24 protein-coding genes are annotated in these 25,419 nt (G+C 72.3%); 12 read left to right on the top strand and 12 right to left on the bottom strand.

Features of this window, described 5'->3' with window-relative positions; translation table 11 throughout:
• Positions 1-3: 3 nt before the first annotated feature.
• A complete protein-coding gene (locus H8R02_RS05740) occupies positions 4-2,133 on the bottom strand; it encodes a sensor histidine kinase (protein ID WP_187080355.1) in 2,130 nt (709 codons plus the stop codon).
• 114 nt (positions 2,134-2,247) lie between these two features.
• Here H8R02_RS05740 and H8R02_RS05735 point away from each other — a divergent pair, with 114 nt between their 5' ends.
• Complete coding sequence (locus H8R02_RS05735; protein ID WP_187080354.1) at positions 2,248-3,615, top strand: trypsin-like peptidase domain-containing protein; 1,368 nt, start codon at positions 2,248-2,250, stop codon at positions 3,613-3,615.
• 26 nt (positions 3,616-3,641) lie between these two features.
• Here the strand turns inward: H8R02_RS05735 and H8R02_RS05730 are convergent, their stop codons facing one another.
• From H8R02_RS05730 to H8R02_RS05720, 3 genes are read right to left on the bottom strand one after another with little or no spacing between them, the layout of a single operon-like run.
• Positions 3,642-3,902, bottom strand: coding sequence for a hypothetical protein (locus H8R02_RS05730; RefSeq protein ID WP_187080353.1), 261 nt, complete (start codon positions 3,900-3,902; stop codon positions 3,642-3,644).
• A 31-nt stretch (positions 3,903-3,933) separates the two neighbouring features.
• Positions 3,934-4,296 carry a phage holin family protein gene (locus H8R02_RS05725; protein ID WP_187080352.1) on the bottom strand — a complete coding sequence of 121 codons (363 nt, stop codon included), beginning with the start codon at positions 4,294-4,296 and terminating at the stop codon, positions 3,934-3,936.
• A gap of 10 nt (positions 4,297-4,306) precedes the next feature.
• Positions 4,307-4,627 (bottom strand): ElaB/YgaM/YqjD family protein, encoded by a 321-nt coding sequence (locus H8R02_RS05720; RefSeq protein ID WP_187080351.1) that lies wholly within the window; start codon positions 4,625-4,627, stop codon positions 4,307-4,309.
• Positions 4,628-4,739: 112 nt separating this feature from the next.
• Here H8R02_RS05720 and H8R02_RS05715 point away from each other — a divergent pair, with 112 nt between their 5' ends.
• Positions 4,740-5,582 (top strand): universal stress protein, encoded by an 843-nt coding sequence (locus H8R02_RS05715; protein WP_187080350.1) that lies wholly within the window; start codon positions 4,740-4,742, stop codon positions 5,580-5,582.
• Here the strand turns inward: H8R02_RS05715 and H8R02_RS05710 are convergent.
• Positions 5,542-8,082: a cation-translocating P-type ATPase gene (locus H8R02_RS05710; RefSeq protein WP_187080349.1), complete on the bottom strand. Its 2,541-nt coding sequence runs from the start codon at positions 8,080-8,082 to the stop codon at positions 5,542-5,544. The two genes, H8R02_RS05715 and H8R02_RS05710, sit on opposite strands and share 41 nt — an antisense overlap.
• 10 nt (positions 8,083-8,092) lie before the next feature.
• The gene (locus tag H8R02_RS05705; RefSeq protein ID WP_187080348.1) at positions 8,093-8,518 is read right to left on the bottom strand and encodes a phasin family protein; all 426 of its coding nucleotides are present in this window, start codon (positions 8,516-8,518) and stop codon (positions 8,093-8,095) included.
• A 105-nt stretch (positions 8,519-8,623) separates the two neighbouring features.
• On the opposite strand from H8R02_RS05705, the gene H8R02_RS05700 reads away from it, so the two are divergent.
• Complete coding sequence (locus tag H8R02_RS05700) at positions 8,624-9,232, top strand: flavodoxin family protein (protein WP_255429153.1); 609 nt, start codon at positions 8,624-8,626, stop codon at positions 9,230-9,232.
• Between the two features lie 115 nt (positions 9,233-9,347).
• Positions 9,348-11,114, top strand: coding sequence for a PHA/PHB synthase family protein (locus H8R02_RS05695; protein ID WP_187080347.1), 1,767 nt, complete (start codon positions 9,348-9,350; stop codon positions 11,112-11,114).
• A 24-nt stretch (positions 11,115-11,138) separates the two neighbouring features.
• On the opposite strand, the gene H8R02_RS05690 is transcribed toward H8R02_RS05695, so the two are convergent.
• Both H8R02_RS05690 and H8R02_RS05685 read right to left on the bottom strand, forming a co-directional pair.
• Positions 11,139-11,567 (bottom strand): Hsp20/alpha crystallin family protein, encoded by a 429-nt coding sequence (locus H8R02_RS05690; RefSeq protein WP_187080346.1) that lies wholly within the window; start codon positions 11,565-11,567, stop codon positions 11,139-11,141.
• A gap of 29 nt (positions 11,568-11,596) precedes the next feature.
• Positions 11,597-12,004 carry a hypothetical protein gene (locus tag H8R02_RS05685; protein ID WP_187080345.1) on the bottom strand — a complete coding sequence of 136 codons (408 nt, stop codon included), beginning with the start codon at positions 12,002-12,004 and terminating at the stop codon, positions 11,597-11,599.
• 143 nt (positions 12,005-12,147) lie between these two features.
• On the opposite strand from H8R02_RS05685, the gene H8R02_RS05680 reads away from it, so the two are divergent.
• Positions 12,148-12,789, top strand: coding sequence for a response regulator transcription factor (locus H8R02_RS05680; protein ID WP_187080344.1), 642 nt, complete (start codon positions 12,148-12,150; stop codon positions 12,787-12,789).
• A gap of 128 nt (positions 12,790-12,917) precedes the next feature.
• Positions 12,918-13,703 (top strand): helix-turn-helix domain-containing protein, encoded by a 786-nt coding sequence (locus H8R02_RS05675; protein WP_187080343.1) that lies wholly within the window; start codon positions 12,918-12,920, stop codon positions 13,701-13,703.
• A gap of 57 nt (positions 13,704-13,760) precedes the next feature.
• On the opposite strand, the gene H8R02_RS05670 is transcribed toward H8R02_RS05675, so the two are convergent.
• Positions 13,761-14,189: a BON domain-containing protein gene (locus tag H8R02_RS05670; protein ID WP_187080342.1), complete on the bottom strand. Its 429-nt coding sequence runs from the start codon at positions 14,187-14,189 to the stop codon at positions 13,761-13,763.
• Positions 14,186-15,643: a bifunctional aminoglycoside phosphotransferase/ATP-binding protein gene (locus H8R02_RS05665; protein WP_187080341.1), complete on the bottom strand. Its 1,458-nt coding sequence runs from the start codon at positions 15,641-15,643 to the stop codon at positions 14,186-14,188. The genes H8R02_RS05670 and H8R02_RS05665 overlap by 4 nt, the downstream gene beginning before the upstream one ends.
• Before the next feature lie 107 nt (positions 15,644-15,750).
• Here H8R02_RS05665 and H8R02_RS05660 point away from each other — a divergent pair, with 107 nt between their 5' ends.
• The 4 genes from H8R02_RS05660 to H8R02_RS05645 all read left to right on the top strand — a co-directional run bounded on the left by H8R02_RS05660 (position 15,751) and on the right by H8R02_RS05645 (position 20,445).
• On the top strand, positions 15,751-16,086 hold the full coding sequence (locus tag H8R02_RS05660; RefSeq protein ID WP_187080340.1) for a hypothetical protein: 336 nt from the start codon (positions 15,751-15,753) through the stop codon (positions 16,084-16,086).
• 72 nt (positions 16,087-16,158) lie between these two features.
• Complete coding sequence (locus H8R02_RS05655) at positions 16,159-16,869, top strand: ABC transporter ATP-binding protein (protein ID WP_187080339.1); 711 nt, start codon at positions 16,159-16,161, stop codon at positions 16,867-16,869.
• 4 nt (positions 16,870-16,873) lie between these two features.
• Complete coding sequence (locus tag H8R02_RS05650; RefSeq protein WP_187080338.1) at positions 16,874-19,240, top strand: ABC transporter permease; 2,367 nt, start codon at positions 16,874-16,876, stop codon at positions 19,238-19,240.
• Positions 19,237-20,445, top strand: a complete 1,209-nt coding sequence (locus tag H8R02_RS05645) for an efflux RND transporter periplasmic adaptor subunit (protein WP_255429152.1) — start codon at positions 19,237-19,239, stop codon at positions 20,443-20,445. The genes H8R02_RS05650 and H8R02_RS05645 overlap by 4 nt, the downstream gene beginning before the upstream one ends.
• Before the next feature lie 5 nt (positions 20,446-20,450).
• Here the strand turns inward: H8R02_RS05645 and H8R02_RS05640 are convergent, their stop codons facing one another.
• Both H8R02_RS05640 and H8R02_RS05635 read right to left on the bottom strand, forming a co-directional pair.
• Positions 20,451-20,936: a YqaA family protein gene (locus tag H8R02_RS05640; RefSeq protein ID WP_187080337.1), complete on the bottom strand. Its 486-nt coding sequence runs from the start codon at positions 20,934-20,936 to the stop codon at positions 20,451-20,453.
• Positions 20,937-21,090: 154 nt separating this feature from the next.
• On the bottom strand, positions 21,091-22,263 hold the full coding sequence (locus tag H8R02_RS05635; RefSeq protein ID WP_187080336.1) for a porin: 1,173 nt from the start codon (positions 22,261-22,263) through the stop codon (positions 21,091-21,093).
• Positions 22,264-22,377: 114 nt separating this feature from the next.
• Between H8R02_RS05635 and H8R02_RS05630 the strand changes: the two genes are divergently transcribed.
• Positions 22,378-23,286 (top strand): LysR family transcriptional regulator, encoded by a 909-nt coding sequence (locus H8R02_RS05630; RefSeq protein WP_187080335.1) that lies wholly within the window; start codon positions 22,378-22,380, stop codon positions 23,284-23,286.
• Between the two features lie 71 nt (positions 23,287-23,357).
• Positions 23,358-25,415: a 4-oxalomesaconate tautomerase gene (locus H8R02_RS30755; protein ID WP_187080334.1), complete on the top strand. Its 2,058-nt coding sequence runs from the start codon at positions 23,358-23,360 to the stop codon at positions 25,413-25,415.
• Positions 25,416-25,419 lie beyond the last annotated feature (4 nt).

Below are 25,419 nucleotides of genomic sequence, written 5' to 3'. Positions count from 1 at the left end.
GCATCAAGGCCGTGTCGCCGCCGGCCAGCAGACGCCGACGCGGCAGCCGCGGCCGGGCGCGCCGCGCAGCACGGCCTTGCCGTCGATGGCGGCGGCGCGTGCGCGGATCGAGCGCAGGCCGATGCCGGACGCCGAGCCGGCCTGCCGCGCGAGGTCGCAGCCCATGCCGTCGTCGGCGACCACGAGCCGGTACGCGCCGCCCGTGCCCGCGAGCGTGACGCGCACACGCGTCGCCCCGCCGTGGCGCAGCGCATTGGCGATCGCCTCCTGCGCGATGCGGTACACGTGGCCGCTCGTGGTCGCGGGCACGTCGCCGAACATCCCGCGAGAGAGGAAGCTGACGTCGATGCCGCCCGTGGCGGACATCTCGGTGGCGAGCCGCTCCAGCGCCGGCACCAGCGCGCCTGCCTCCTCGCCGGCCGGCATCAGCCCACGCGACACCTGGCGCACCTTCTGCGCCGCCTGCTGCACCTGCTGCTGGATCTTCTCCAGCATGTCGACCACGCGCGGGCGGTCGACGGTGGCCACCTTCGCGCCCGCGGCCACGAGCGCCACGCCCGCGAGCGAGGACGCCACGGCGTCGTGCAGCTCGCGCGCGATCGCGGCCAGCTGCGAGTCCATCTCCTTGAGCAGCGTCCGCTGGAAGTTCTCGTTGACGCGCCTGAGCTCGTCGCGCGCGGCGCGCAGGTCGCGCTGGTCGCGCACGCGCTGCGTCACGTCCCGCACGATCAGCGTGCAGTAGCTGGAATCGTCGCTGTCGATGAAGGAGGAGAACAGCATCTCCGCCGGGAAGTGCGCGCCGCCCGCGCGCGTGCCCACGCAGGGGATCGGCTTGTTCTCGGTGGCACCTTCGCGCCCGGCCCGGCACGTCTGCGTCAGGCGCGCCCAGGTGCGCGGCGCGAACAACTCCGAGGCGCAACGCCCGAGCATGTCCTGCGCGCAGTGCCCGAAGATCGCTTCCGCCGCGGCATTGAACACCACCACCTGGTGCGCCTCGTCGGTGACGATGATCGCGCTGCTCGCCGTCTGCAGGATCGTCTGCAGCCGCTGCTCGCTGCGCCGCAGGGCGTCGCCCGACTCCGCCAGCTTGCACGCGGAGTCGGCCAGCGCGCTGGCCACTTCGTCCGCTTCGCGGAAACTGCGCGCCGGCAGGTGCACGCCGGCGGGTGCCGGGAAGCTGCGCGCCATCTCGCCCAGCCGCTCGACGGATTGCGCGATGCGCCGCGCCACCCGCGTCGCGCCCCACATGCTCAGCAGGAAGACCACCGCCAGTGCCAGCGCCAGCTCCGCGGCGGCGTGGCGCAGCGGCGCGTACAGCACGCTGTGCGGCACGGTCACGTGCGAGGACCAGCCCGTGGACGCCGACACGCGGGAGAACACCTGGGCCGGCGAGCCGCCCTCCTCCACATCGAAGGGCCCGTGGTCGCCGGCGGTGTCCGTGCCGGGCTGCACGTGCGGGTAGGCCTGGCCCACCGGCCGTTCCCGGCCGCCGCCGCGATGCGCGACGACCGTACGTCGGGTGTCCGCGATGCAGGCCGACCAGCCCTCGGGCAGCGCCACGGTGTCCAGCAGCCGGCGGAAGTTGGTGTGCTCCAGGCCGGCGTTGAGGCCGTACGCGATGTGGCCGTCGCGGATCACGGGCACGCTCAGCCCGGCGGCGTGGACCTTCGCGACCGGCGCGACGGCCAGGTCGCTCACGGCCGGCCGCCCTGTGCGCACGGCCTTGAGCATCCCCTCGGGCGAATGCGGCAGCGGCGAGCCGAACGGCACCCGCGTGTTGACGACCTGCTGGCCGTCGGGCCGCACCAGCACGATCACCTCCACCTCCAGCTCGCGCGCGACGCGGCTGGCCTTGGCGTGGAACTCGGCCAGCGCCTGCGGGTCGTCGCCGGGCGGGACCTCGGCCGCGAGCTTGTCCATGCGGCGCTCGATGGCCGCGAAGCGCTCGCGCAGTTTCGCGGCGATCGCGCTCGTGGTGGTGCGCATCTCCTCGCGCGCGTGGTCCATCTGGTTGTCCCACTGGATCACGAAGAGCGCCACGCAGGCAGCGAGCACGGGCACCTGCATCACCGCGGCCAGCCGCGCGAGCAGGTGCCGCACGGGCGGCGCGGGTTCCGGGCGGTCGGGCTGCATGGCGCCGCAAGCATAGGAGCGCCCACCCCGGCGCGTCGTTGACGTTTCGCAAGCGCACGCGCTGTTTGACGGGCCGCAAGCCCACGCGCGTGCCGCCGCGCCACGATGGAGGCGATGCTTCCCTTCCTGCTCGCCACCTTGCTGCTCGCCGCGGCGCCCGCCGCCGCGCTCGCGGACGAGTGCGGCTCGCGCGCAACCGCACGCACCGCGGCGGAATTCGGCGAAGCGGTGTCGCGCCTTGCGCCGGCCGTCGTCACGCTGCGCGTGCTGCGGCCGCCGCGCGCGGACGACGAGGTGCCGGGGCTGTACGCGATGTCCGGCCTGCCGCTGCCCGGCGGCGCCGACGGGCGCGAGCCGGCGCTGGAGCGCAGCTTCTCCTCCGGCTTCGTGATCGGCGCGGACGGATGGATCGTCTCGACAGCGCACGCGGTGTACCGCGCGCAGCAGGCTTTCGTGGAGCTGGCGGACGGGCGCCAGCTGCCGGCGCGGGTCGTCGGCTCCGACCTGCGCAACGACGTCGCGCTGCTGAAGGTGCAGGTCTCGGGGCTGCCCGTCGCGGACATCGCGGCGGACGTGCAGCTCTGCGCGGGCGACGCACTCGCCGCGCTCGGCTCGCCCTTCGGCTTCGAGCGCACGGTCACCTCCGGCGTGGTGAGCGCGCCGCTGCGGCAGCTGCCCGGCGTGCACGCCGCGCCGCTGATCCAGACCGACGTGGCGCTCAACCCCGGCAGCTCGGGCGGGCCGCTGTTCGACACGCAGGGGCGCGTGGTGGGCATGAGCTCGATGATCTACTCCGACACCGGCATCTACGTCGGCGTCTCGTTCGCCGTGCCGATCGCCCGCGTGCTGAAGGTCGCCGCCGCGCTGCGCCAGGGCCGGTACCCGCAGCGCGAGATGGGCATCGTCACGCAGCCGCTGACGGCGCCGCTCGCCGAGGCCTTCGGCCTGGCGGACTCGCACGGTGTGCTGGTGGCGAATGTGCGCGCCGGCAGCGCAGCCGCGCTCTCCGGTTTGCGGCCGGGCGACGTCGTGCTCGGCGCGGGCGGCGCGGCCGTCGATGACGAAGCGGCCCTCGAAGACGCGGTCGCGGCGGCGCCGGGCGGCGTGGTGCGCCTGCAGGTGTGGCGCGGCCGGTCGCGGCACGTCGTGGCGGTGCGCACGATGGCGGGTTCGGAGCCGAGCGGCGGCCCGCCGCAACGCGAGGCCGAGGGGCCCGAGCGGCGCCTGGGCCTGGGCATCGCGAGCGCGGCGGCCACGCAGCAGATGCCGGCCGGTGTCTACGTCGAGCGCGCGGCGGGTTCCGGCCTGCTCGCGGGGCTGGAACCGGGGGACCGCATCACGGCGGTCAACGGCACGGACGTGACGACGCCCGATGCGTTCGATGCCGCGCTCGACGCTGCACGCGACCGCGACGTCGTCGCGCTGCTCGTGTGGCGCAACCGCGCGCCGCTCTACATCGCCGTGCGGCGCATCGCGCGCTGAGCCGCTGCATCGGCGCCCGGCCGCAGCTACGTCTGCGTGCGGCCCGTGGCCTGCTGCCGCTCGCCGCCGCGCAGCGCACGCACGACCGCGAAGGCGGCGAGCGCCGCGACGGCCAGCTTGCGCCAGCGTCCGGCGCCCGCGATGAGGCGGCTGAGCGAAAACGACAGCAGCCCGGCGCGCCAGAGCGAGCCGAGCTCGCCGCCCGCGCGCGCGAGCGCAAGGCGCGTGGCCTGCATGTCGGCGCGCAGCCGATCGCGCCGCGCCTGGACGAGCGCGAGCCGGCTCATCGCACCGCGCTCCGGTGGGAGGCAGCGCGCTTCATGGCGCGGCCCGGGGCGCGAGCTGCTCCCCGTCCTTGCGAAGCTCCTGCAGCGTGCCGTGCAGGAAGGGCGGCTTCGCATCGAGCGCGCGCTTCAAACGCCAGGCGATGCAGGCCGCCGCGCCGCCGAACACGGCCGCGACGCCCAGCAGCGCCTGCAGGCGCGCGGTGTCCCACCACCACACGACGACGAACGCCGCGAGCGCGGCGAGGCACAGCGCGCCAAGCGCCGCAACCGCGAGCACCGCCAGCAGCGCGATGCCGGCGCGCAGGACCTCTTCCTCGAAGTCGAGCGCGGCGAGCTCCAGCCGCTGGCGCGCGAGCAGCAGGACGGTGGCGGCCAGACGCCGCACGCTGTCCACGCCGAAGGCCTTACCTGCGGCCGATGAGCAGCCCGACCAGCACGCCGATGCCGGCGCCGATGCCGACGGCCGACCACGGGTGCTCGTGCACGTACGTGTCGGTGGCGCGCCCCGCGTCGCGCACGCGCCCGGCGACGGCGCGCTCCATCGTGGCGAGCTGGTCCTTCGCGGCCGAGAGGCTTTGCTCGAGCCGCGCGCGCGCGTCGCTGTAGCCGGCGCCGGCATCGCGCACGGCGTGGCGCAGCAGCGCGTCGGCGTCGTCGACCACGGCCCTCAGGTCGCGGGTGAGGCTGTGGGGGTCTTCCTGCAGGTTGCGTGTCACGTCGTCCATGGTGTCCTCCTGTCGATGTACCACCAGTGTTGGCGGGGGGCGCGCCACGCGGCTTGATGGCCATCAACGTCGCCGGGCGGGCGCGGCCCAGACTGGAAGCAGGAGCATTGCCATGAAGACCGCCTACCGCCAGATCCTCGTCCACATCGACAACACGCAGCGCAGCGGCGCACGCCTGGCGCTCGCCCGCGCCGTCGCACGGCAGCAGGGCGCATGGGTCGCCGCCGTCCACGCGACGATGCCCAGCTACGTCGACCTGCCGTACGCGCCGGAGCTCGGGCCGATCGCCATCGCGGAACTGCGCCAGCTCGACGAGAGCCTCGTGCGCGCCGCCCGCGACCGGTTCGAGACCGCGCTGGCCGACGGCGGGCCGCGCGCCACGTGGGCCGTGGTCGACGAACTGCCCACCGCCGCCGGCTTCCTGCAGCAGGCGTTCTATGCCGACCTGCTGGTGCTGGGCCAGTACGACGCGCAGGACCGCGACGGCTCGCGCGTGCCCCCGGGGTTCGTGGAGTCGGTGGTGATCGGCAGCGGCCGCCCGGCGCTGGTGCTGCCGCACAGCGGCGAGCTGCCGTCGTCCTTCGACACGGTCGCCGTGGCGTGGAAGGAGACGCGCGAATCGGCACGCGCCCTCACCGCCGCCATGCCGCTGCTGCAGCGCGCGAGCCGCGTCGTCGTGCTCACCTGGGGCAAGTGGCACACCCACGTGCGCGGCGCGCACCTGGACCTGGCCAACCTGCTGCGCCTGCACGGCATCGACGCCGACATCCAGCCGCAAGGCGAGGAGGAGCCGGCGGACGTGGGCGAGCTGCTCCTGTCGCGCTGTGCCGACCTCGGCGCCGACCTGCTCGTGATGGGCTGCTGGGGCCACAGCCGCGCGCGCGAGTGGGTGCTCGGCGGCGTGTCGCGCACCATCATGCAGTCGATGACCTTGCCGGTGCTGATGGCGCATTGAAGCGCAGGCGGCCTTGCAACGCCGCCGCGAGCAGCACGCTGCCCGCGCCCGCCACGCACGCCAGCGCGGCCGCGGCGCCGCCGGGTGGTGCGAGCTGCAGCAGCGCGCCGAGCGACGGAACGGCGATGCCCGCGCCGAGCGTCACCGTGGCGAACGCGGTGACCGCCCAGAACGCCGGGTAGCCCGCGCCGAAGATGGCGCGCCAGCTCGCGCCGCGGCTCGCGTTGAGCCACACCAGCCCGAGGTTGCCCACCGTCAGCGCGACCAGCGCCGCGGCGCGCGCCGCATCGGGCGGGCCGTGCCGCAGGGCCGCGAGGTAGGTGGCGAACGCGGCGGCGAACAGCAGCCCGCCCTGCAGCAGCGCCTGCAGCACCATCTCGCGCCCGAAGAAGCCGGCGGCGGCCTCGCGCGGCGGGCGGCGCATCACGTCCGCGCGCTCGGGCGCGCCTTCGAACGCAAAGGAGCACACGGGGTCGATCACCATCTCGGTCAGCACCACGTGCGCGGGCAGCATCAGCGGCGGCAGGCCCGCCACCACGGGCACGAGCGACAGGCCCGCGATGGGCACGTGGATCGCGGCGATGTAGGTCGTGACGTTGCGCAGGTTGTCGGAGATGCGGCGGCCCATGCGCACCGCGTCGACGATGTGGCCGAAGTCCTCCTCCAGCAGCACCAGCCCGGCGGCTTCGCGCGCGACGTCGGTGCCGCGCACGCCCATGGCGATGCCGATGTGCGCGGCCTTCAGCGCCGGCGCGTCGTTCACGCCGTCGCCCGTCATCGCCACCACTTCGCCGTTGGCGCGCAGGGCGCGCACGAGGCGCAGCTTCTGCTGCGGCGTCACGCGCGCGAAGACGCGCACCGCGCGCACCGCGTGGCGCAGCCGCGCATCGTCCATCGCGGCGAGCGCGTCGCCCGTCAGCACGCCCGCTTCGGCGGCGATGCCGGCCTGCCGCGCGATGGCGAGCGCGGTCGCAGCGTGGTCGCCCGTGATCATCACCACCGCGATGCCCGCGGCGTGGGCTTGCGCGACGGCGGCCGGCACGCTGGCGCGCAGCGGGTCCTCCAGCGCCACCAGCCCCACCCACTCGAACGCGTAGTCGTGCAGCACGCGCGCGTGGCCGCTGTCGTGCGTCTCGCTCGCGCGCGCCACGCCCAGCACGCGCAGGCCCTCGGCCGCCAGCGCCGCGGCCTGCGCCAGCACGCGCCGCGTCGCGGCCTCGTCCAGGTGGCACAGGTGCGCGATCGCTTCGGGCGCACCTTTCGCGGCGATGCTGTGCGCGCCGTCGCCATCCACCCAGGCCTGCGACGTCGCCGGCAACTCGGGCGTGACGGGGAATTCGTGCGCGAGCTGCCAGCCTTCGCGCAGCGCCGCCATGTGGCCGAGCCAGGCATCCGCTTCCGTGAAGATCGCCCGGTCCATCGGCTCGAGCGCGCCGCGCCGCGAGGCGAGCGCCGCGAAATCGAGCACGGCGTGCATGTGTTCGGGCGGCCGCAGGCCGTCGCCCAGCGCCACGTCGTCGTCCGCGGTGACGAGGCGGCGCACGCGCATGCGGTTCTCGGTGAGCGTGCCGGTCTTGTCGACGCACAGCACGGTGGCGCCGCCCAGCGCCTCGATCACTGCCGGGCGGCGCGCAAGCACTTTCACGCCTGCAAGCCGCCACGCGCCCAGCGCAAGAAACACGGCGAGCGCCATCGGGAACTCCTCGGGCAGCATCGCCATCGCGGCGGCGATGCCCGCGAGGATGCCCTGCGTCCACTCGCCGCGCACGATGCCATGCCACGCGGCCAGCACGGCGCTCATCGCGAGTGCGCCTGCCCCCAGCAGCCGCACGATGCGCCGCATGTGCAGCTGCAGCGGCGTGGCCGAGGTGGCGATCGAGGCGAGCGAGACGCCGATGCCACCCGCGCGCGTGTGGCGGCCGGTCGCCACCACTTCGGCGATGCCGTGCCCGGCGACCACGAGCGTGCTCGCATACAGCGCCGCGTCTTCGGTGCCCGCGCCCGCGTCTCCCGTCGCGCGCTCGGCGTGCGGGTGCTTCGCGACGGCCACGGATTCGCCCGTGAGCAGCGACTCGTCCACCGAGAGCTGGTGGCCTTCGCGCAGCACGGCGTCGGCCGGCACGCGCTCGCCTTCGCCGACGGTGAACACATCGCCCGGCACCATGTCGCGCGCGGGTATGCGCTGCAGCGTGCCGTCGCGGAAGACGCGCGCGTGCGGCGCGGCCAGCGAGCGCAGCGCGTCGAGCGCGCGCTCGCTGCGGCGCTCCTGCAGGATCACCATGCCCACGGTCACCGCGGCGAACACCGCGAGCAGCAGCCCTTGCGACAGCTCGCCGATGACGAGGTACAGCAACGCGCCGGCGACGAGCAGCACGAACATCGGCTCGGCGGCGACCTCGCGCAGCGTGGCGCCCCAGCCGCGCCTTTCGGTGGCGTCGATCTCGTTCAGCCCGTGCTCGCGCAGGCGCGCCAGCGCCTCGCGCGTGCCCAGGCCGGCCATGGCGCCGTCCTCAGGGCTCCAGGCTGTGCGCCGTCTCCAGCACCTTGCCGGCGTCGACCAGGTGAGTGCAGCAGCCCGCCACGTCGGTCTGCATCTCCACGGCCGCGGCGGCGAGCGATTGCCAGTAACGCAAGGCGGCCTCCATGTCGAAGCGCGCGAGGTCCGCCTGCAGGGCGAACAGCTCGGCCGGCTTGACCGGCCGGCGCAACTTCTCGGCCGCGGCCGCGTGGCGCACCTGCGCCTGGTGCGCCGCCTGCTCCTGCACCTTGCGGATCGCCTCGAAGCCGCGGAACACAGCGCAGGCGGCCTCGCAGGCCACGGCGGCCTGCTGGCGGGGGAACTCGGCGAAGGTTTCGAAGCCGCCGGCGGCGCGCGGCCAGTTGAATGCGGCCAGGAGGTTGGGCGCGGCGGCCTGCGGTTGTCTGGCAGGTTTCATCGGGGGCTCCTTTTCAGTCGGGACGAGACGATTCTGGGCAGCGGCCGGCGGCGCGATGTTGATGGCGCTCAACCACGCGCCGCGTGGCGCGGCCAGCATGAATGCATGGACTGGTGGACTGCGATCTTCTCGGCGGCCGCGCGTGCGGGTGCCGGCGTGCAGCTCGCGGCACCGGACCGCCAAGGAGCCGCGATGGACAGCACCCTCATCGTCTTCTATTCCCACACCGGCGTGTCGCGACGCGTCGCCCGCCTCCTGGCGGACCAGCAGGGCTGGCCGGTCGGCGAGGTCCACGAGAAGTTCGCGCTCGCGGGCCGCGGCCCGCTGCGCTGCGTGCTCGAGTCGGTGCTGCGCCTGCACCCCCGGATCAACTACAACGGGCCGAACCCCGCCGACTTCCGCACCGTCGTGCTGGTCTCCCCCGTCTGGGCGTTCTCGCTGAGCGGGCCGATGCGCAGCTTCGTCCATGGTCACCGGGACACCTTGCAGCATGTGGCGGTGCTGATGACGATGGGCGGCGCCGGCGCAAGCCTGGCGGCCCGGGAGGTCGCGCACATCCTCGGCCGGCAGCCCGTGCTCACGGCCGGCATCACGCAGAAGGAGGTCGAGGACGGGGCGGCCACGCAGCGCGTGCAGGAATTCGCCGACGCGCTGCGGCCGGGCGGCAACAGGCGGCAGCCGGCCGACACCGCATGGTCGCCGCTGGCGGGATGACGCCGCGCGCCGGCCGCCGCCGCGCCCGCGCGGGACTGGTGCGCTACATCGCGACGGTGATCGCCGCCACGGCGGCCACGGTGCTGCTGTCGCTGGCGCAGGCGCAGGCGCTGTGATGACCACAACCGCCACCACGACGCTCACCGGCTCCGCCGCAATCGGCCCCGCACCGCTCGACCTGCCGCTGAAGGTAGCCCTCACGCGGCTCTTCAACGGCATCTCGCCGGCGTCGCTCGTGCAGGCGTATGCGGACTGGCTGCTGCACATCGCCGCCTCGCCCGCCAAGCAGGTGGAGCTGGGCTCCAGCGCGATGCGCAAGGCCGCGCAGTGGCTGGCGTACGTGGCAACGCAGTCGCGCGGCCTCGAGTGCATCCCCTGCGTCGAGCCGCGCGAGGCGGACAAGCGCTTCAAGGACGCGCAATGGCACGCGCTGCCGTTCAGCGCCATCGCGCAGGGCTTCCTGCTGCAGGAGCGCTGGTGGGACGAGGCGACGCACGGCGTGCACGGCGTCTCGCGCCACCACGAGGAGGTGGCCTCCTTCGTCGCGCGCCAGTGGCTCGACATGTGGTCGCCCTCGAACTTCGTGGCGACCAACCCGGAGGTGCTGTCGCACACGGCGCGCTCGGGCGGCCTGAACCTCGCGAGCGGGTTCACCAACTGGCTGCACGACTTCACCGCGCTTGCCACCGGCGGGCGGCCGCGCGGCGTCGAGGCGTTCGAGCCGGGACGTGACGTCGCCATCACGCCCGGCAAGGTGGTGTGGCGCAACCACCTCGTCGAGCTGCTGCAGTACGACCCGGTGACGCCGCGCGTGGACCGCGAGCCGGTCTTCGTGGTGCCGTCGTGGATCATGAAGTTCTACATCCTCGACCTCACGCCGCACGACTCGCTGGCGCGCTACTTCGTGGCGCAGGGGCACACGGTGTTCATGCTCTCGTGGCGCAACCCGGGCAGCGAGGACGCCGGCCTCGGCCTGCAGGACTACGTGCAGGCCGTGCTCGACGCGATCGCCGCCGTGCGCAGGCTCTGCCCACGCGCGCACGTGCACGCGATGGGCTACTGCCTCGGCGGCACGCTGCTGGCCATCGTGGCCGCCGTGCTGGCGGGCCGGCACGACGAGTCGCTCAAGACGGTGACCCTCGTCGCGGCGCAGGTGGACTTCCACGAGCCCGGCGAGCTGGGCCTCTTCATGGACGAAAGCCAGGTCGCATTCCTCGAGGACGTGATGGCCGAGCGCGGCTACCTCGATGGCGTGCAGATGGCCGGGGCCTTCCAGCTGATCAACTCCAAGGACCTGGTGTGGTCCAAGCTCGTGCACGAGTACCTGCGCGGCGCCACCACGCCGATGACAGCCCTGCGCGCCTGGAACGCGGATGCCACGCGCATGCCGGCGCGCATGCATGCGGAGTACCTGCGGCAGCTGTACCTGCGCAACGAGCTGTCCGAGGGGCGCTACCGCTTCGACGGCGAGGCGGTGGACCTGGAGACGATCGCCGCGCCGATGTTCGTCGTGGCCACCGAGCGCGACCACGTTTCGCCGTGGCGGTCCGTCTACAAGGTGCACCACCTCGTCGACGCGCCGATCGAGTTCGTGCTGACGTCGGGCGGCCACAACGTCGGCATCGTCAACCCGCCGGGCGGCCCGGCGGCCAGCCCCGAGGCGAGCTACCGGATGGCGCGCACGCGCCGCCATGCCGCGCCGGTGGACCCGCAGAAGTGGCTGGACGCGAGCGTGCGGCACGCGGGCTCGTGGTGGCCCGAGTGGCACCGCTGGCTGCGGCGGCATTCGTCGGATGCGAGGGTGCCCGCGCGCGCCGTTACGCCGCTGTTGCCGCCGGCTGAACGGGCCGCCGCGCCGGGCAGCTACGTGTTCCAGCGCTGACGCGGCCGCGCGGGCGCATCGCGCTCAGTTCACCGTGATCTTCTTCGTCGCGTTGCCCGCCTTGCGCGGCAGCCGGAGGGTCAGCACGCCGTCCGCGTACCTCGCATCGACCATGCTCTCGTCGATGTCGCTTGCGAGCGTGAATGCGCGCGAGACGGCACCCCAGGTGCGCTCGCGGCACAGCAGCTTGTCGCCGTTGCCCCTGGTCTCCTTCTCGGTGCCCGACTGGGCGTCGATCTGCACGAAGTTGCCATCCACGCGCACGGAGATGTCTTCCTTCTTCATGCCGGGCAGGTCGGCCTTGACGAGGTAGCCGTCGGCGTTCTCGGTCACGTCGATCTTCATCTTCGAGGCGGGTGCGTCGCCCTCGAGCGGGGCGGCAGCGAAGAAGCGGCGCATCGCGCTGTCGAACGTGTCGCCGAACAGTGGGTCGAGGAGCTTGAGGTTGCCCATGGTGTCATCCTTTCTCGGTGGTTGTGGAATCACGTGGGGTGGCGCGAGTGCCACCAGCTGCCGATGGCCATGCCCACTGCAACCGGCAGTGCCGCATAAGCGCACCAGATGGCCAGCTCGTAGGGAAAGAGTTCGCGCGGCGCACCGCCCGATGTGCGTTCGAGCATGGCGTCGATGACGAGGCCAACCGGGATGCCCAGGTAGAACACGCCGGCGATCGCGGCCGTGGGGCCGGCCGCCTGCACGCGGGCGAGCACGGCGGCCACGCCATACAGCGCCAGAAGCAACAGCAGCGTGGCCGCGAAGCCGGGCAGCCCGTGCACCGCCGACAGCGCCGACGACAGCCAGCCGCCGGCCAGGGTTGCAGCCGCGCCGAGCAGCCACGGCCACAACAGGCGCGCCTGCCACGCTTGCCGGGTATGCGTGATGCGGTCCATCGCCTGCTCCTGTCGCCGTTGTCGTTCGATGCAGGATAGGTAGCGGTGCAACCTGCGGGCTTGATGGCTGTCAGGTTCGCGTCGCCATTGCGCCAGGTCAACGCCCGCCCGGGGCCGGCTGCTAACGTCTTCACTGAAACCCCATGAAGACCGTTGTTCTCATCGACGACCACGACATCGTGCGCTTCGGCCTCGAGACGCTCGTGCGCGCGGCGCCGCAGCTGGCGCTGGCGGGCTCCGCGGCCACGCTGCAGGAGGGGCTCGCCCTTATCGCGCAGCACCAGCCCGACCTCGTGATCACCGACATGGGCCTCGCCGATTCCGCGGGCCTGGACACCGTTCGTGCGGTGATCGCCGCGCAGTTGCCGCGCCCCACGCTGGTCATCTCCATGCAGGACGAGATGCTCTATGGCGAGCAGGTGCTGGCGCTCGGCGCGCGCGGCTACCTCATGAAGGAGACCGCGCACTCGATCATCATCCCGGCCGCGCTCGAAGTGCTGGAAGGCGGCACGTGGATCAGCCCACGCCTGGGGGCGCGGCTGCTCAACCGCGTGCTGCAGCGCAACCGCCCGGCGGCCGAAGCGGCGGCGGCACCGCAGGAGGGGCTGAGCGTGCGCGAGCTCGAGGTGCTGGAGCAGCTCAAGCTCGGGCGAACGACCAAGGAGATCGCCGCCGCGCTCGACCTGAGCGCGCGCACCGTGGACATCCACCGCGCCAACATCAAGCGCAAACTGGGCCTGCGCACCGGCGCGGAGCTGATCGCGTACGCATCGAACCGGCTCTGACGCGCCGCGAAATTTGATCCAGCGCAAACCGGCGCGGAACTGCCTATCGCCGGCTAGGTACATGTACATAGCGCCGCGACCGCGCCCACGGCGAGCATCGATGCAGCACACAACGCAGCGAGCACGCGATGGACTTCACCTCCGGTACCGCCACCTACCCGGCCCCCGCCGCCGGCCACCTCGATTTCACCGGCGCATGCGCGCCGTCGCACGACAACCCGGCAAGCCAGTGCGCGAACTGCCCGGTGAAGGTGCGCTGCCTCACGTCCGGCACCACGGAATGGGAGACGGTGCACTTCGCGCGCCTCGCCCTGGGCCGCCGCCGCGCGCGCAAGGGCCAGGCCGTCTACCGCGTGGGCGACCGCTTCCTCTTCGTGTACGCGGTGCGCTTCGGCAGCTTCAAGTCGACCATCGTGCTGCCCGACGGGCGCGAGCAGGTAGTGGCGTTCCACCTGCCGGGCGACGTGGTGGGCCTGGACGCGACGGCCACCGGCGCGCACCCGACCACGTTGACGGCGCTGGAGAACGCCGAGATCTGCGCCATCCCGTATTCGCAGCTGAGCGACGTCTCGGCCGAGTCGCGCACGCTGCGCGAGCACTTGGTGCGCATCGCCGGCAGCGAGCTCGTGCGCGACCACAAGCTGCTCGCGCTGATCGCGCACTCGCACGCCGAGGAACGCGTCGCGGCCTTCCTGGTGCAGCTGTCCGAACGCATGCAGGAGCGCGGCTACTCGCCGCGCGAGTTCAACCTGCGCATGACGCGCGCCGACATCGGCAGCTACCTCGGCACGACGCTGGAGACCGTCAGCCGCACGCTCTCGGCCTTCGCGCGCCGCGGCATCGTGAGCGTCGAGCGGCGCCGCATCCAGGTGCTGGACATGGACGCGCTGCGCGCCGCGCGCGCATACGCTTGAGGCCCACCCGCAGGATTTCGTGGCATTTCACGAACCCGCGGGGTGCAGCGGCAACCTTCAGTGCACGACGTGCAGGCGGTCGACCACGCGCGACACGCCCTTGGCCGCGAAGGCCGTGCCCACGACGGCGTCGTGCTCGGGCAGCGAGTCCACTTCGCCGGTGAGGGTGACCACGCCGCCGTCCACATCGACCGCGATGTGCGTGGCTTCGCGCTTCGCGTGCCGTGCGAGCGCACCGGCGATCTCTTCGCGGATGTCGCCCGCGTTCGCGAGGCCCTTGACCGTCACCGAGTTGGTGATGCCGCGCACGCCGGCGATGCGTCGCACGGCCTTCTCGGCGGCGTACTTCTCGGCCAGCGAGTCGAGCGAGCCGCTGAGCGTGACGACACCGTCCTCGACGGCGACGCCTATGTGCGTCGAGTTGACGGCAGGGTCCCACGCCAGTTCGGCGACGACGTCGGACTTGAGTTGGGCATCGGTCTTCATGAGGAGGTCTCCAGGGTTGCAGGTGGTGCTTCGACGAGGGCGGCCTCGGCCGCGGCCAGGGGTTCTGCGCCACGCCGCAGCTTGTCCAGCACGGCGGCCGTGGCTTCGGACGCGTCGCCGGTGCGCGCTGCCAGCCGCTCGCGCAGGACGGCCAGCGGCGCGTCGCATTCGACGATGTGGAACGGCACGTGGTACTCGGTGGCCACCTCGCGCGCGCGGCTGCGCTCCTCGCGCTTGAGGAAGGCGGCGTCGATCACCACCGGGTAGCCGGCCGTGATCGCGCCGCGCGCCAGCGTGCGCAGGCGCTCGTACGTCTGGCGCGTCGCTTTCGGCGTGTAGATGTCCTTGGCCGCATCGCGCGAACTCTCGTCCATCCACAACCCGAACAGGCGCTTGCGCTCGACGTCGGAACGCACGCGCACGGCGCCCAGCGTTTGCGCGAGGCGGGCCGCCGCGGTGGACTTGCCCGAGCCGGGCAGGCCGTGCGTGATGTAGAGCGCGGGCACCGGCTCGCGCATCTGGCGCAGCGCGGTGGCGAGGTAGGTGCGGGCGAGCGCGTCGTTGCCGCGCGCGCTTTCCACGCGCGCACGCACGAGGGCGCGGTAGACGACCGCCATGCGCAGCAGGCCCAGGGCTTCGTAGTCGCCCGTCCATTCCAGCCAGCCGTTGAGGAAGCGCCATGCGAGTGCCGGGCCGGCCCGCGTGTGCAGGTCCATGAAGGTGAAGGCCATGTCCTCCGCGATGTCGATGCGGCGCAGCGCCGGGTCGAACTCGATGGCGTCGAAGGGCACCGGCTCGCCGTCCAGCAGCACGATGTTGTCCAGGTGCAGGTCGCCGTGGCCGTCCCGCACGCAGCCGTGGCGGGCGCGCTGCTGCCACAGCGGCATGAGGCGCACAGTCTCGGCGTCCAGCCATGCGGCGATTGCCATCGCCTCGCCGCGGCCGGCGAGGTCTCGCACGCCGTCGAGCGCCGCGAGCGCGCGCCGCAAGGCACCGCTTGCCGCCACCCAGGCTTCGGTCATGGGCACGGGCTGGGCGTTCACGTGGAAGCGCGCGACGTTGTGCGCGAGGCGGTCCACAGTGGCGGTGTCCAGGCGGCCCTGCCGTGCCATAGCCCCGAGCAGCGCCGCCTGCTCGAAGCGGCGCATCCGCACTGCGTACTCCAGCGCCCGCCCCGCGCCGTCGACGCGCGGCGCGTCGGCGGTGCCGGTGATGCGGCTCACGCCCAGGTACAGGCCGGGGGCCGTGCGCCGGTTGATGCGCACCTCCTCCAGGCAGCAGCGCTGCCGCTGCCCGATGCGGCTGTAATCGAGGAAGGGCAGTTTCAGCGGCTTCTTCAGCTTGAGGGCTTCGCCGGCGCCGAGCACCACCCACGAGATCGGTGTTTCGATCCACTCGCCCCCCACCCGGCGGGCGAGGGCGTCGACCAGTTGCTGCTTGTTTCGCGCGTTCATGGAGTCATTCTTGGCGGGCCGCGCACGCGGATGTTGATGGGCAACAAGCTACGGACCGCACGCAGCGAGAACACTGAAGCCATCGAAGCCCAACCAAGGAGAAATCGATGATCAAGACCAAACTGCTGATCGCCGCCGCGCTGGCCTCGCTCATGGCCACCACCGGCGCATTCGCCCAGGGCAAGGGCGAAGTGGACGAGGCGCAATCGCGCGCCGCCCCCACGAAGAAGGCCACCAAGTCCGAGAAGGCCGCGGCCAAGGCCGCCCGCAAGGCCGAAGGCACGAAGCAGGCGAAGGTGGACGTGCCCGGCGGCACCGGCCCCGAGTCCGCCGGCGTGGCGAAGGTCGCCACGAAGGAGGAACGCAAGACCGCGGCGGCGAACCGCAAGGCCAACGCCACGGACGCGGTGAAGAAGGGCCAGACGACCTCGGGCGAAAAGTAGAACGGGGAACGACGTCCCAGGCTCCCATCCCGAGCTTGGTCATTGCGGGCCTCGCGGCCCGCTTTTTTTTTCATGGAACCCGACCCCGTCCTGCGCGCCCGCTCGCTCTGCCGCACCTACGGCACCGGCGACGCGGCGGTACGCGCACTCGCCGACGTGGACCTCGACGTGCGCGCCGGCGAGTTCATCGTGCTGCTCGGGGCGTCGGGCAGCGGCAAGTCGACGCTGCTGAACATCCTGGGCGGGCTGGACCGGCCCACCAGCGGCGAGGTGGTGTTCCAGGACCACCGCCTCACCGATGCCACGGAAGAAGCGCTCACCCGCTACCGGCGCGAGCACGTCGGCTTCGTCTTCCAGTTCTACAACCTCATCCCGAGCCTGACCGTCGCGGAGAACGTGGCGCTCGTCACCGACATCGCGGCCGACCCGATGCCGGTGGACGAAGCGCTCGCGCTGGTGGCGCTCTCGCCGCGGCGCGACCACTTCCCCTCGCAGCTGTCCGGGGGCGAGCAGCAGCGCGTGGCGATCGCGCGCGCCATCGCCAAGCGCCCGCAGCTGCTGCTGTGCGACGAACCGACCGGCGCGCTGGACTACGCGACCGGCAAGCTGGTGCTGGAGGTCATCGCGGACATCAACCGCAACCTCGGGACAACGGCAGTGGTGATCACGCACAACGCGGCGATCTCGGCGATGGCCGACCGCGTGGTGAAGCTGGCCGACGGCCGCATCGCGAGCATCGAGGTGCCCGCGCGCCGGCTCACGCCCGCGGAGCTTTCGTGGTGATGCGATGAACGCCCTGGACCGCAAGGTGCTGCGCGACCTGCGCCTGCTGTGGAGCCAGGCGCTCACCATTGCGCTGGTGGTGGCCAGCGGCGTCGGCGGCTTCATCGCCAGCCTGTCGGCGGTGGATTCGCTCGCGCAGGCGCGCGATGCCTTCTACGCGAGCGCGCGCTTCGCCGACGTGTTCACGATGGTGCACCGCGCGCCGCAGGCGACCGCGCGGCGGCTCGCGGAACTGCCCGGCGTGGTGGACGTGCAGGCCACCGTGGAATCGTGGGCGCGCGTGACGGTGCCCGGAAGCCCCGACCCGGTCATCGGGCAACTGATCGGCGTGAACGCGCGCGAACCGCATCGGCTGAACAGGCTGGTGCTGCGCACGGGCCGCTGGCCCGACGCGCGCACGCACGGCGGCAGCGAGATGGAAGCGGTGGCCACCGAGAGCTTCGCGCAGGCGCACCGCCTGCGGCCGGGCGACACCGTCTCCGCCCTCTTCAACGGACGGCTGCACACCTTGCGCATCACCGGCACGGCCCTGTCGCCGGAATACATCTTCGGCGGCCTCTTCGGCATGCCGGACCTGCGCGCCTTCGGCGTGTTCTGGGTGGACCACGACGCGCTCGCGGCCGCCAGCGACATGACGGGCGCATTCACCCGCGTCGCGATCAAGCTCGCGCCGGGCGCTTCGGAGCCCGCGGTGCTCGACGCGGTGACGCGCGCGCTGGTGCGCTACGGCGGCTCGCCCGCGCACGGGCGCGAGGCGCAGCCCTCGCACGCCATGCTGGACAACGAGATCCGCGAGCAGCAGGTGATCGGCACCGTGCTGCCCGCGATCTTCCTCGCCGTCGCGGGCTTCCTGCTGCACGTCGTGACCGCGCGGTTGGTCGCCACCCAGCGCGAGCAGGTGGCGGCACTGAAGGCGCTCGGCTACGGCAACCGCGCGATCGCCCTGCACTACCTCAAGCTGGTCTCGCCGATGGTGCTGGCCGGCTGCGCGCTCGGCATCGCGCTCGGGCGCTGGCTCGGCGAGCTGATCGTCGCGATCTACGCGCAGATGTTCCGCTTCCCGGTGCTGGACCACCGCATCGACCCTGCGCTCGCACTCACCGCGTTCGGCATCGTTGCCGCCACCGCGGTGCTGGGCACGCTCACGGCCATCGCCGCGACGGTGAAGCTGTCGCCGGCCGAAGCCATGCGCCCGCCCGCGCCGGGCAGGTATCGCCGCGCGCTGCTGGAGCGCCTGCCGCGCCTGCGGCCCAGCCCGGCGCTGCGGATGATCGCGCGCAACATCGAGCGGCGGCCGCTGCGCGCCTTCATCACCGTGGGCGGCATCGCGGCGGCGGTGGCGATCGTGATCATGGGCAACTTCTTCCGCGACGCCATCGATGCCATCGTCGACACGCAGTTCAACCGCGGCATGCGCAGCGACATCATCGTGTGGACCACCGACTCGGTGAACGCGTCCGCCGGCCGCGAGCTCGCGCGCATCCCGGGCGTGCTGCAGGTGGAGGCAGGCCGCCGGCTGGAGGTGCGCTTCATCCACGGCGCGGTCGCCGAGAAAGGCCTGCTCGAAGGCGAGGCGCCGCGGTCGCAGCTGCTGCACGTGATCGACATCTCCGGCCGCGCCGTCGCGCCGGGCGTGCACGGCGTGCTGATGACGGACCGGCTCGCGGCGAAGCTGCGGCTGCGCGCGGGCGACGAGTTCACCGTGGAAGTGCGCGAGGGCGCGCGCGAAGTGCGCCGCGTGGTGCTCGAGCGAACGGTGGGCGACATGATGGGCCTGAACGCCTTCATGGAGCGCGATGCGCTCAACCGGCTGCTGGGCGACGGCGACCTGGCCAACTTCTTCAGCCTGCGCGTGCTGCCCGGCCGCGTGCCGCAGGTGCTGGAGCGCACGCAGCAGCTGCCCAGGGTGGCGGGCGCGTTCGCCAAGGCGACGATGGTGCGCAACATGCAGGAGATCAGCGCGCGCAACGTGCGGGTGATGAGCGGCATCCTCACGGTGTTCGCGGTGGTGATCGCGGTGGGCGTGGTCTACAACAACGCGCGCATCGCGCTGTCCGAGCGCACGTGGGAGCTCGCGAGCCTGCGCGTGCTGGGCTTCACGCGCGCGGAGGTGTCGATGCTGCTGCTGGGCGAGCTCGCCATCGCGATCGCGGTGGCGCTGCCGCTGGGCATGCTGCTCGGCTGGGGCCTCACGCACGGCGTGGTGGCGCTCGTGAAGTCGGACCAGTTCCAGTTCCCGGTGGCGATCCAGCCGCGCACGTATGCGTGGGCGGCGCTCGCGGTGGTCGCCGCGGGCGTGGCGAGCGCGCTGGTGGTGCGCCGGCACGTGGACCGGCTGGACATGGTGGCCGCGCTCAAGACGAGGGAATGACGATGATGAAACCCGCATGGCTGAACCCGCGCAATGCGCTCGCCGCCGCCGGCATCGTGGCGGCCGTGGGCGCGCTGGCCTGGGCCTTTGCGCCGAGGCCCGTGGACGTCGAAGCGGCCGTGGTCGAACGCGGCCGCTTCGAGCAGTCGATCGAGGAGGACGGCCGCACGCGCCTCGTCGACCGCTACACGGTCTCGGCCCCCGTGGCCGCGCGCGTCGCGCGCATCACGCTGCGCGAGGGCGACACCGTCGCGGCCGGCGCGCCGGTCGCCGTGCTCACGCCCGTGATGTCCGCCATGGTGGACGAGCGCAGCGCGCGCGAGGCCGCGGCCCGGCTGAAGGCCGCCGAGGCGAACATCGCGCTGGCCGCCGCGCGCACCGAGCGCGCCCGCGTGGCGCTCGAGGAGGCGCGCCTCGAGCTGCAGCGCACCGAGAAGCTCGCGCGCGAGGGCTACCTCTCCGCATCGCGGCTCGACATCGCACGGCTCGCGGAGGCCGGCGCGCGGCGCGAGGTGGATGCGGCCGCCGCGCAGCGCGACGTGGCCGCGCAGGAGCGCGCGCAGGCTGCCGCCGTCCTGCAACCCGTGGGCGCGGCGCCGGGCCAGCCCATCCTCGTGCGCTCGCCCGTGGCCGGCGTGGTGCTGCGCGTGCCGGCGCAAAGCGAGGGCACGGTCGCGGCCGGCACCGCGCTGCTGGACGTGGGCGACCCGTCGCGGCTGGAGGTCGTGGCGCAACTGCTCACGACCGACGCGGTGCAGGCGAAGCCCGGCACGCGCGTTGCGGTGGAGCGCTGGGGCGGCCCGCCGCTGGCCGGGCGCGTGCGCCGCGTGGAGCCGGCCGCCTTCACCAAGGTGTCGGCGCTGGGCGTCGAGGAGCAGCGCGTCAACGTGCTCGTCGAGCTGGGCGAAGCGCCCGCGCAATGGCAGAGCGTGGGCGACGGCTTTCGCGTGACCGTGCGCGTGATCACCGCATCGGCGGACGACGCGGTGCTGGTGCCGGTGGGCGCTTTGTTCCCGGACGACGGCGGCGGCATGGCGGTCTACCGCCTCGAAGGCTCGCGCGCACGGCTGCGGCCGGTGGACGTGGCGGGGCGCAATGCGAATGTCGCGTGGGTGCGCGGTGGGCTGGCTGCCGGAGACCGCGTCGCGGTGTACCCGCCGCCCGCGCTCGCGGACGGCAATCGCGTGAACGTGCGCGCGCCCTGAGGGCCCTATTGCGGCAGCCAGCGGCCGGGGAACACCTGCAGCAGGCCGCCCGCGATGGTGACGTAGCGCGCGAACATGCCGACGGCCATGTAAGCCGTGCAGGCCCGGAGCGGCATGCGCAGCCAGCCGGCCACGGCGCACAGCGGGTCACCCACGATGGGCAACCACGCGAAGAGGCAGGCCTTGGGGCCCATGCGCGTGAGCATGCGCAACGCGCGCTCGTGCCAGCGCGAGCGTGTGTAGCGGTCGGCCAGGGAGCGCGCGCCCCAGCCCATGGACCAGTTGATCACGCCGCCGGCCACGTTGCCTGCCGTCGCCACGAACATCGCGGGCCAGAACAGGTCCGGGTTGAGCTTGAGCAGGCCGAACACGGCCGGCAGCGAGCCCAGTGGCAGCAACGTGGCGGACAGCAGGCAGACCAGGAACAGCCCCGTCAAGCCGTACTCGGGCAACGCGAGTGCCGCGAGGATTGCGTGCAACCAGGCCGGCATCGGGCGGCCGCCTTCAGCGAACGAGCGCCGCACCGGCCGCGGCCATGAGCGCGATGACGATGGTTCTCGGTCCCATGCATTCACTCTGGCGCAATGCCGGGACGCGAGGTTGATGGCCGTCAGGGTGCCGTTCGCCGGCACTCCATGGCGCCGGTCAGAAGGTGTGGCGAATGCCCAGGTCCAGCCCGCTCGAGCCCTGGTTGGCAGCCGTCGTCGCACCGCCGAGGCCCAGCGTGCCGCCGGCGCTGTTGCGCACGCGCGCATAGGTGGCGTACAGCGCGGTGCGCTTGCTCAGGTTGTGCACGTAGCCCAGCGCGATCTTGGTCGCGCGCGGCTCCGCCACGTTGCCGGGCGGGTCGATGTGGAAGCGGGAGTACGACACGCGCACTTCGCCCGCACCGACCGGCACGAGGCCGCCCACGAGCCAGCCGTCCGCTTCACGCAAACCCGCGCGCTCGCGCTCGTACTGCGCCATCAGCTTGACCATGGCGAAGTCCCAGCGGCCGCCGATGTTGCTCTGGTGCACCGCACCCGCGGCATAGCGCGTGTAGCCGGTGGCGGCAGCGATGTTGAAAGGGCCCGCGGCATAGCCGATGCGAACGCCGTAGCCCGAGCCGTCGCGCTTGGTCACGCCGACGTTGCCCGCGTTCTCGCCGAGGTGGTACATCGCCTGGCCGTACCAGCCGCCCAGCGAGCCGGGCAGCAGGTAGCCGATGCTGTTGGATGCACGCACCGACGTGATGCCGGTGATGTTGAGGTTGCTGATCACCGTCTGGCCGACGCCGACGATGCCGAAGGGGTCGAAGACGCTGCGGTTCCAGTACTGCGGCACGTAGTCGCGGCCCAGGCGCACCTCGCCCCAGCCGCCGGCCAGGCTCACCGTCGAACGGCGGTTGAACGTCATGCCTTGCGCGCCGTTGATCGCGGGCGTGCAGGTGCTCGTGCTGGTGGACGTGGAGGTGAGCGCGGTGCCGGCGATCGCGGGGTTGGCCGTGGTGGCCGTCGTGGTGGTCGTCGCGACCGTGCAGCTCAAGTTGCCGCCGCTGGTCTGGTTGTTGGTGTTGGTGGCCTGGCCGCTGCCGTCGTCGATGTTCAGGCCGGCTTCGAGCCAGAACGACGCGGACAGCCCGCCGCCCAGGTCTTCGGTGCCGCGGAAGATCAGCCGCGACGTGGCCATGTTGCCGCTCGTCAGCTGCACCCGGTCGGCCACGCTGCCGCGGCCGAAGGTGACGCCGGTGTCGATGATGCCCCCGAGGGTCACCGAGGATTGCGCGGAGGCGGTGCCGGCGGCGGCGAGCAGGCCGAGGGCCACGAGGTTTCTCTTCATGCGGTTATCTCCAATGTTGATGAGCTCGATCTTCGCGGCCGGCATTGCAAAACGGAATTGCATCTTTAAGATCAACTGATAGCCATGGCGCATCAATGCGCCGGGGAGCCCGCGATGCCGATGCACTTCGACCTGAACGACCTCGTCGCCTTCCGCACGGTGGCGGAACTGGCCAACTTCCGGCGCGCCGCCGACGCCGTGCACCTGTCGCAGCCGGCGTTCAGCCGCCGCATCGACAAGCTGGAAGAGGCGCTGGGCGTGCGGCTGCTGGAGCGCACCACGCGGCGCGTCACGCTGACGGCCGTCGGCCGCGACTTCGAGCGCAAGGTGCGGGAGCTGCTGGACGAACTCGATCACACCCTGCTCGGGATCAAGGGCGCGGCGGCCACGCGCATGAGCGAAGTCACCGTGGCCTGCGTGCCGTCCACCGTCAACTACTACCTCTCTCGCGTGCTGCACGATTTCCACGAGCGCAGCCCCAACGTGCGCGTGAAGCTGCTCGACGCCGGTGCCAACGAAGTGCTGGCCACCGTGGCGCGCGGCGAGGCGGACTTCGGCCTGAACTTCATGGGCGTGCAGGAAGCCGAGCTGGAGTTCACGGCCATCGCGGAGGAGCGTTTCGTCGCCGCATGCCGCCGCGACCACCCCGTGGCCCGCATGAAGCGCGTGTCGTGGGAGGCCCTGCAGGCGCACGACTTCATTTCGGTCAGCCGCTCGTCGGGCAACCGGCTGCTGCTGGACCAGGCGCTCGCGAGCGTGAAGAAGCGGCCGGTGGCGGCTTACGAGACGCAGCACGTGACCACGGCCCTCGGCCTTGTCGAAGCGGGGCTGGGCGTCGCCGCGGTCCCGGCGATGGCCATGCCGGCGGCCGACCACCCCCTGCTCGTCAGTGTGCCGCTCGTCGACCCGGTGGTCACCCGCAAGATGGGCCTGATCCGCCGCCGCAGCCGCAGCCTGTCACCCGCGGCGCAGCAGCTGTTCGACCTCTTTCTCGAGTTGCGCCGCAAGCGTCGCGCCCACTGATGTTGGTGGCGCATCAGTTGATCTGAAAGATGCAATTCACTTTGTGAATCGCCGGGCCGATCATTCGGCCCATGCAACGAACCATCCCCTGTGTTCTGATGCGCGCCGGCACGTCGCGCGGGCCCTTCTTCCTGCGCGAGTGGCTGCCCGCGGACGAGACGGCCCGCGACGAAGCGCTCATCGGCGCCATCGGTGCGTCGGACCTGCTGCAGGTGGACGGCGTGGGCGGCGGCAGCACGCTGACCAGCAAGGTCGCGATCGTCTCGAAGTCGTCGCAACCGGGTTGCGACGTGGACTACCTCTTCGCGCAAGTCGGCGTGGGCCAGAAGTCGGTCGACACGCGGCCGAACTGCGGGAACATGCTCTCCGGCGTCGCGCCGTTTGCCATCGAGCAGGGGCTCGTTGCCGTAAAGGAAGGTGAGACGACCGTTCGGGTGTTCAACGTGAACACGCGCTCGCGCATCGACGTGACCGTGCAGACGCCCGGCCGCCGCGTGCAATACGACGGCGACACCGGCATCGACGGCGTGGCGGGCACGGCCGCGCCCATCCGCCTGAATTTCCTGGACGCTTGGGGTGCGGTGACTGGCTCGCTGTTCCCCACCGGCCACAGAATCGACACGATCGAAGGCATCGAGGTGACCTGCATCGATGCCGCCATGCCGCTGGTGATCATGCGCGCCCGTGACCTCGGCCTCACCGGCCGCGAGTTGCCCGCCGAGCTCGATGCCGATGCGGCACTGATGGCACGCATCGAAAAGATCCGCTGCGCCGCAGGCGAAGCGATGGGCCTGGGCGACGTGTCCGGCAGCGTCGTGCCCAAGCCGGTGATCGCCAGCGACGGCGACGACGCGGACAGCATCACCTCGCGTTACTTCACGCCGCGCCGCTGCCACGCATCGCACGCGGTGACGGGCGCGATCGGTGTCGCCACGGCCTTCGCGCTGCCCGGCACCGTCGCGAGCGGCCGCACGCGCCGCGCCGGCGTGCGTTCCATCGCCGTGCTGCACCCGCAAGGCCGCATCGAGATCGAAGTCACCGTCGAAGGTGCGGGCGACGAGGCGCGCGTGCAGCGCGCCGCGCTCGTGCGCACCGCGCGAAAGATCCTGCAGGGCGACCTGCACCTCCCACCCTATGTGTTTTCGAACGTTCCCGAAGGAGACAAACCCATGAAACGCTTCATCGCGCCCGCCGTTGCCGCGGCCATGATCGCCGCCACGCCCGCCATGGCGGCCTACCCCGAGAAGCCCATCACGCTGGTGGTGCCGACGGCCGCCGGCGGCGGCAACGACGCCATGGCGCGCACCATCGCGCAGAAGCTGGGGCCGCTGCTGGGCCAGCAGATCATCGTGGACAACCGCGCCGGCGCGAACGGCGCCATCGCGAGCGAATTCGTCGCACGCGCCCCGGCCGACGGCCACACGCTGATGTTCGGCTACATCGCGACGCACGCGATGAACCCCGCGCTGCAGAAGCTGCGCTACGACCCGGTCGCGGACTTCGCGCCCATCGGCCTGGTGGCGAACTCGCCCACCTTGATGGTCGCCAACCCCACGGTCGCGGTGAAGGACGTGAAGGACCTGGTGACGCAGCTGAAGGCCAAGCCGGACAAGTTCGCCTACGCGTCGGCCGGCAACGGCACCGCGCCGCACTTCGCCGCCGAGCTCTTCAAGCTGAACGCCGGCGTGAAGATGATCGGTGCGCCGTACCGCGGCTCGGCCCCGGCCATCACGGACACCATCGGCGGGCAGACGCAGTTCATGTTCCCGAGCCTGTTCACGGCGATGCCGTACGTGAAGTCGGGCAAGCTGAAGGCCCTCGCGGTCGCGGGCCCGAAGCGCTCGCCGCTGCTGCCCGACGTGCCGACGCTGAAGGAAGCCGGCGTGGACGGTGTGGACGTGCAGCAGTGGTACGGCTTCTTCGCGCCGGCCAAGACGCCCAAGCCCGTCATCGACCAGATCAACAAGGCGCTGAACCAGGTGCTGGCCGACAAGGAGACCATCAAGCGCATCCAGGAACACGGCGCCGAAGTCGAGACCAGCACGCCGGAGCGCTTCGGCGAGCTCGTGAAGAGCGAGCTGGCCAAGTGGAAGGGCGTTGTGCAGCGCGCCAAGCTGACGGCGGAGTGAGCGC

Source organism: Ramlibacter albus, assembly GCF_014297445.1.
Classification (GTDB): domain Bacteria; phylum Pseudomonadota; class Gammaproteobacteria; order Burkholderiales; family Burkholderiaceae_C; genus Ramlibacter; species Ramlibacter albus.
The sequence above is the reverse complement of the archived record's forward strand: the minus strand, read 5'-3'. Positions and strand labels throughout refer to the sequence as shown.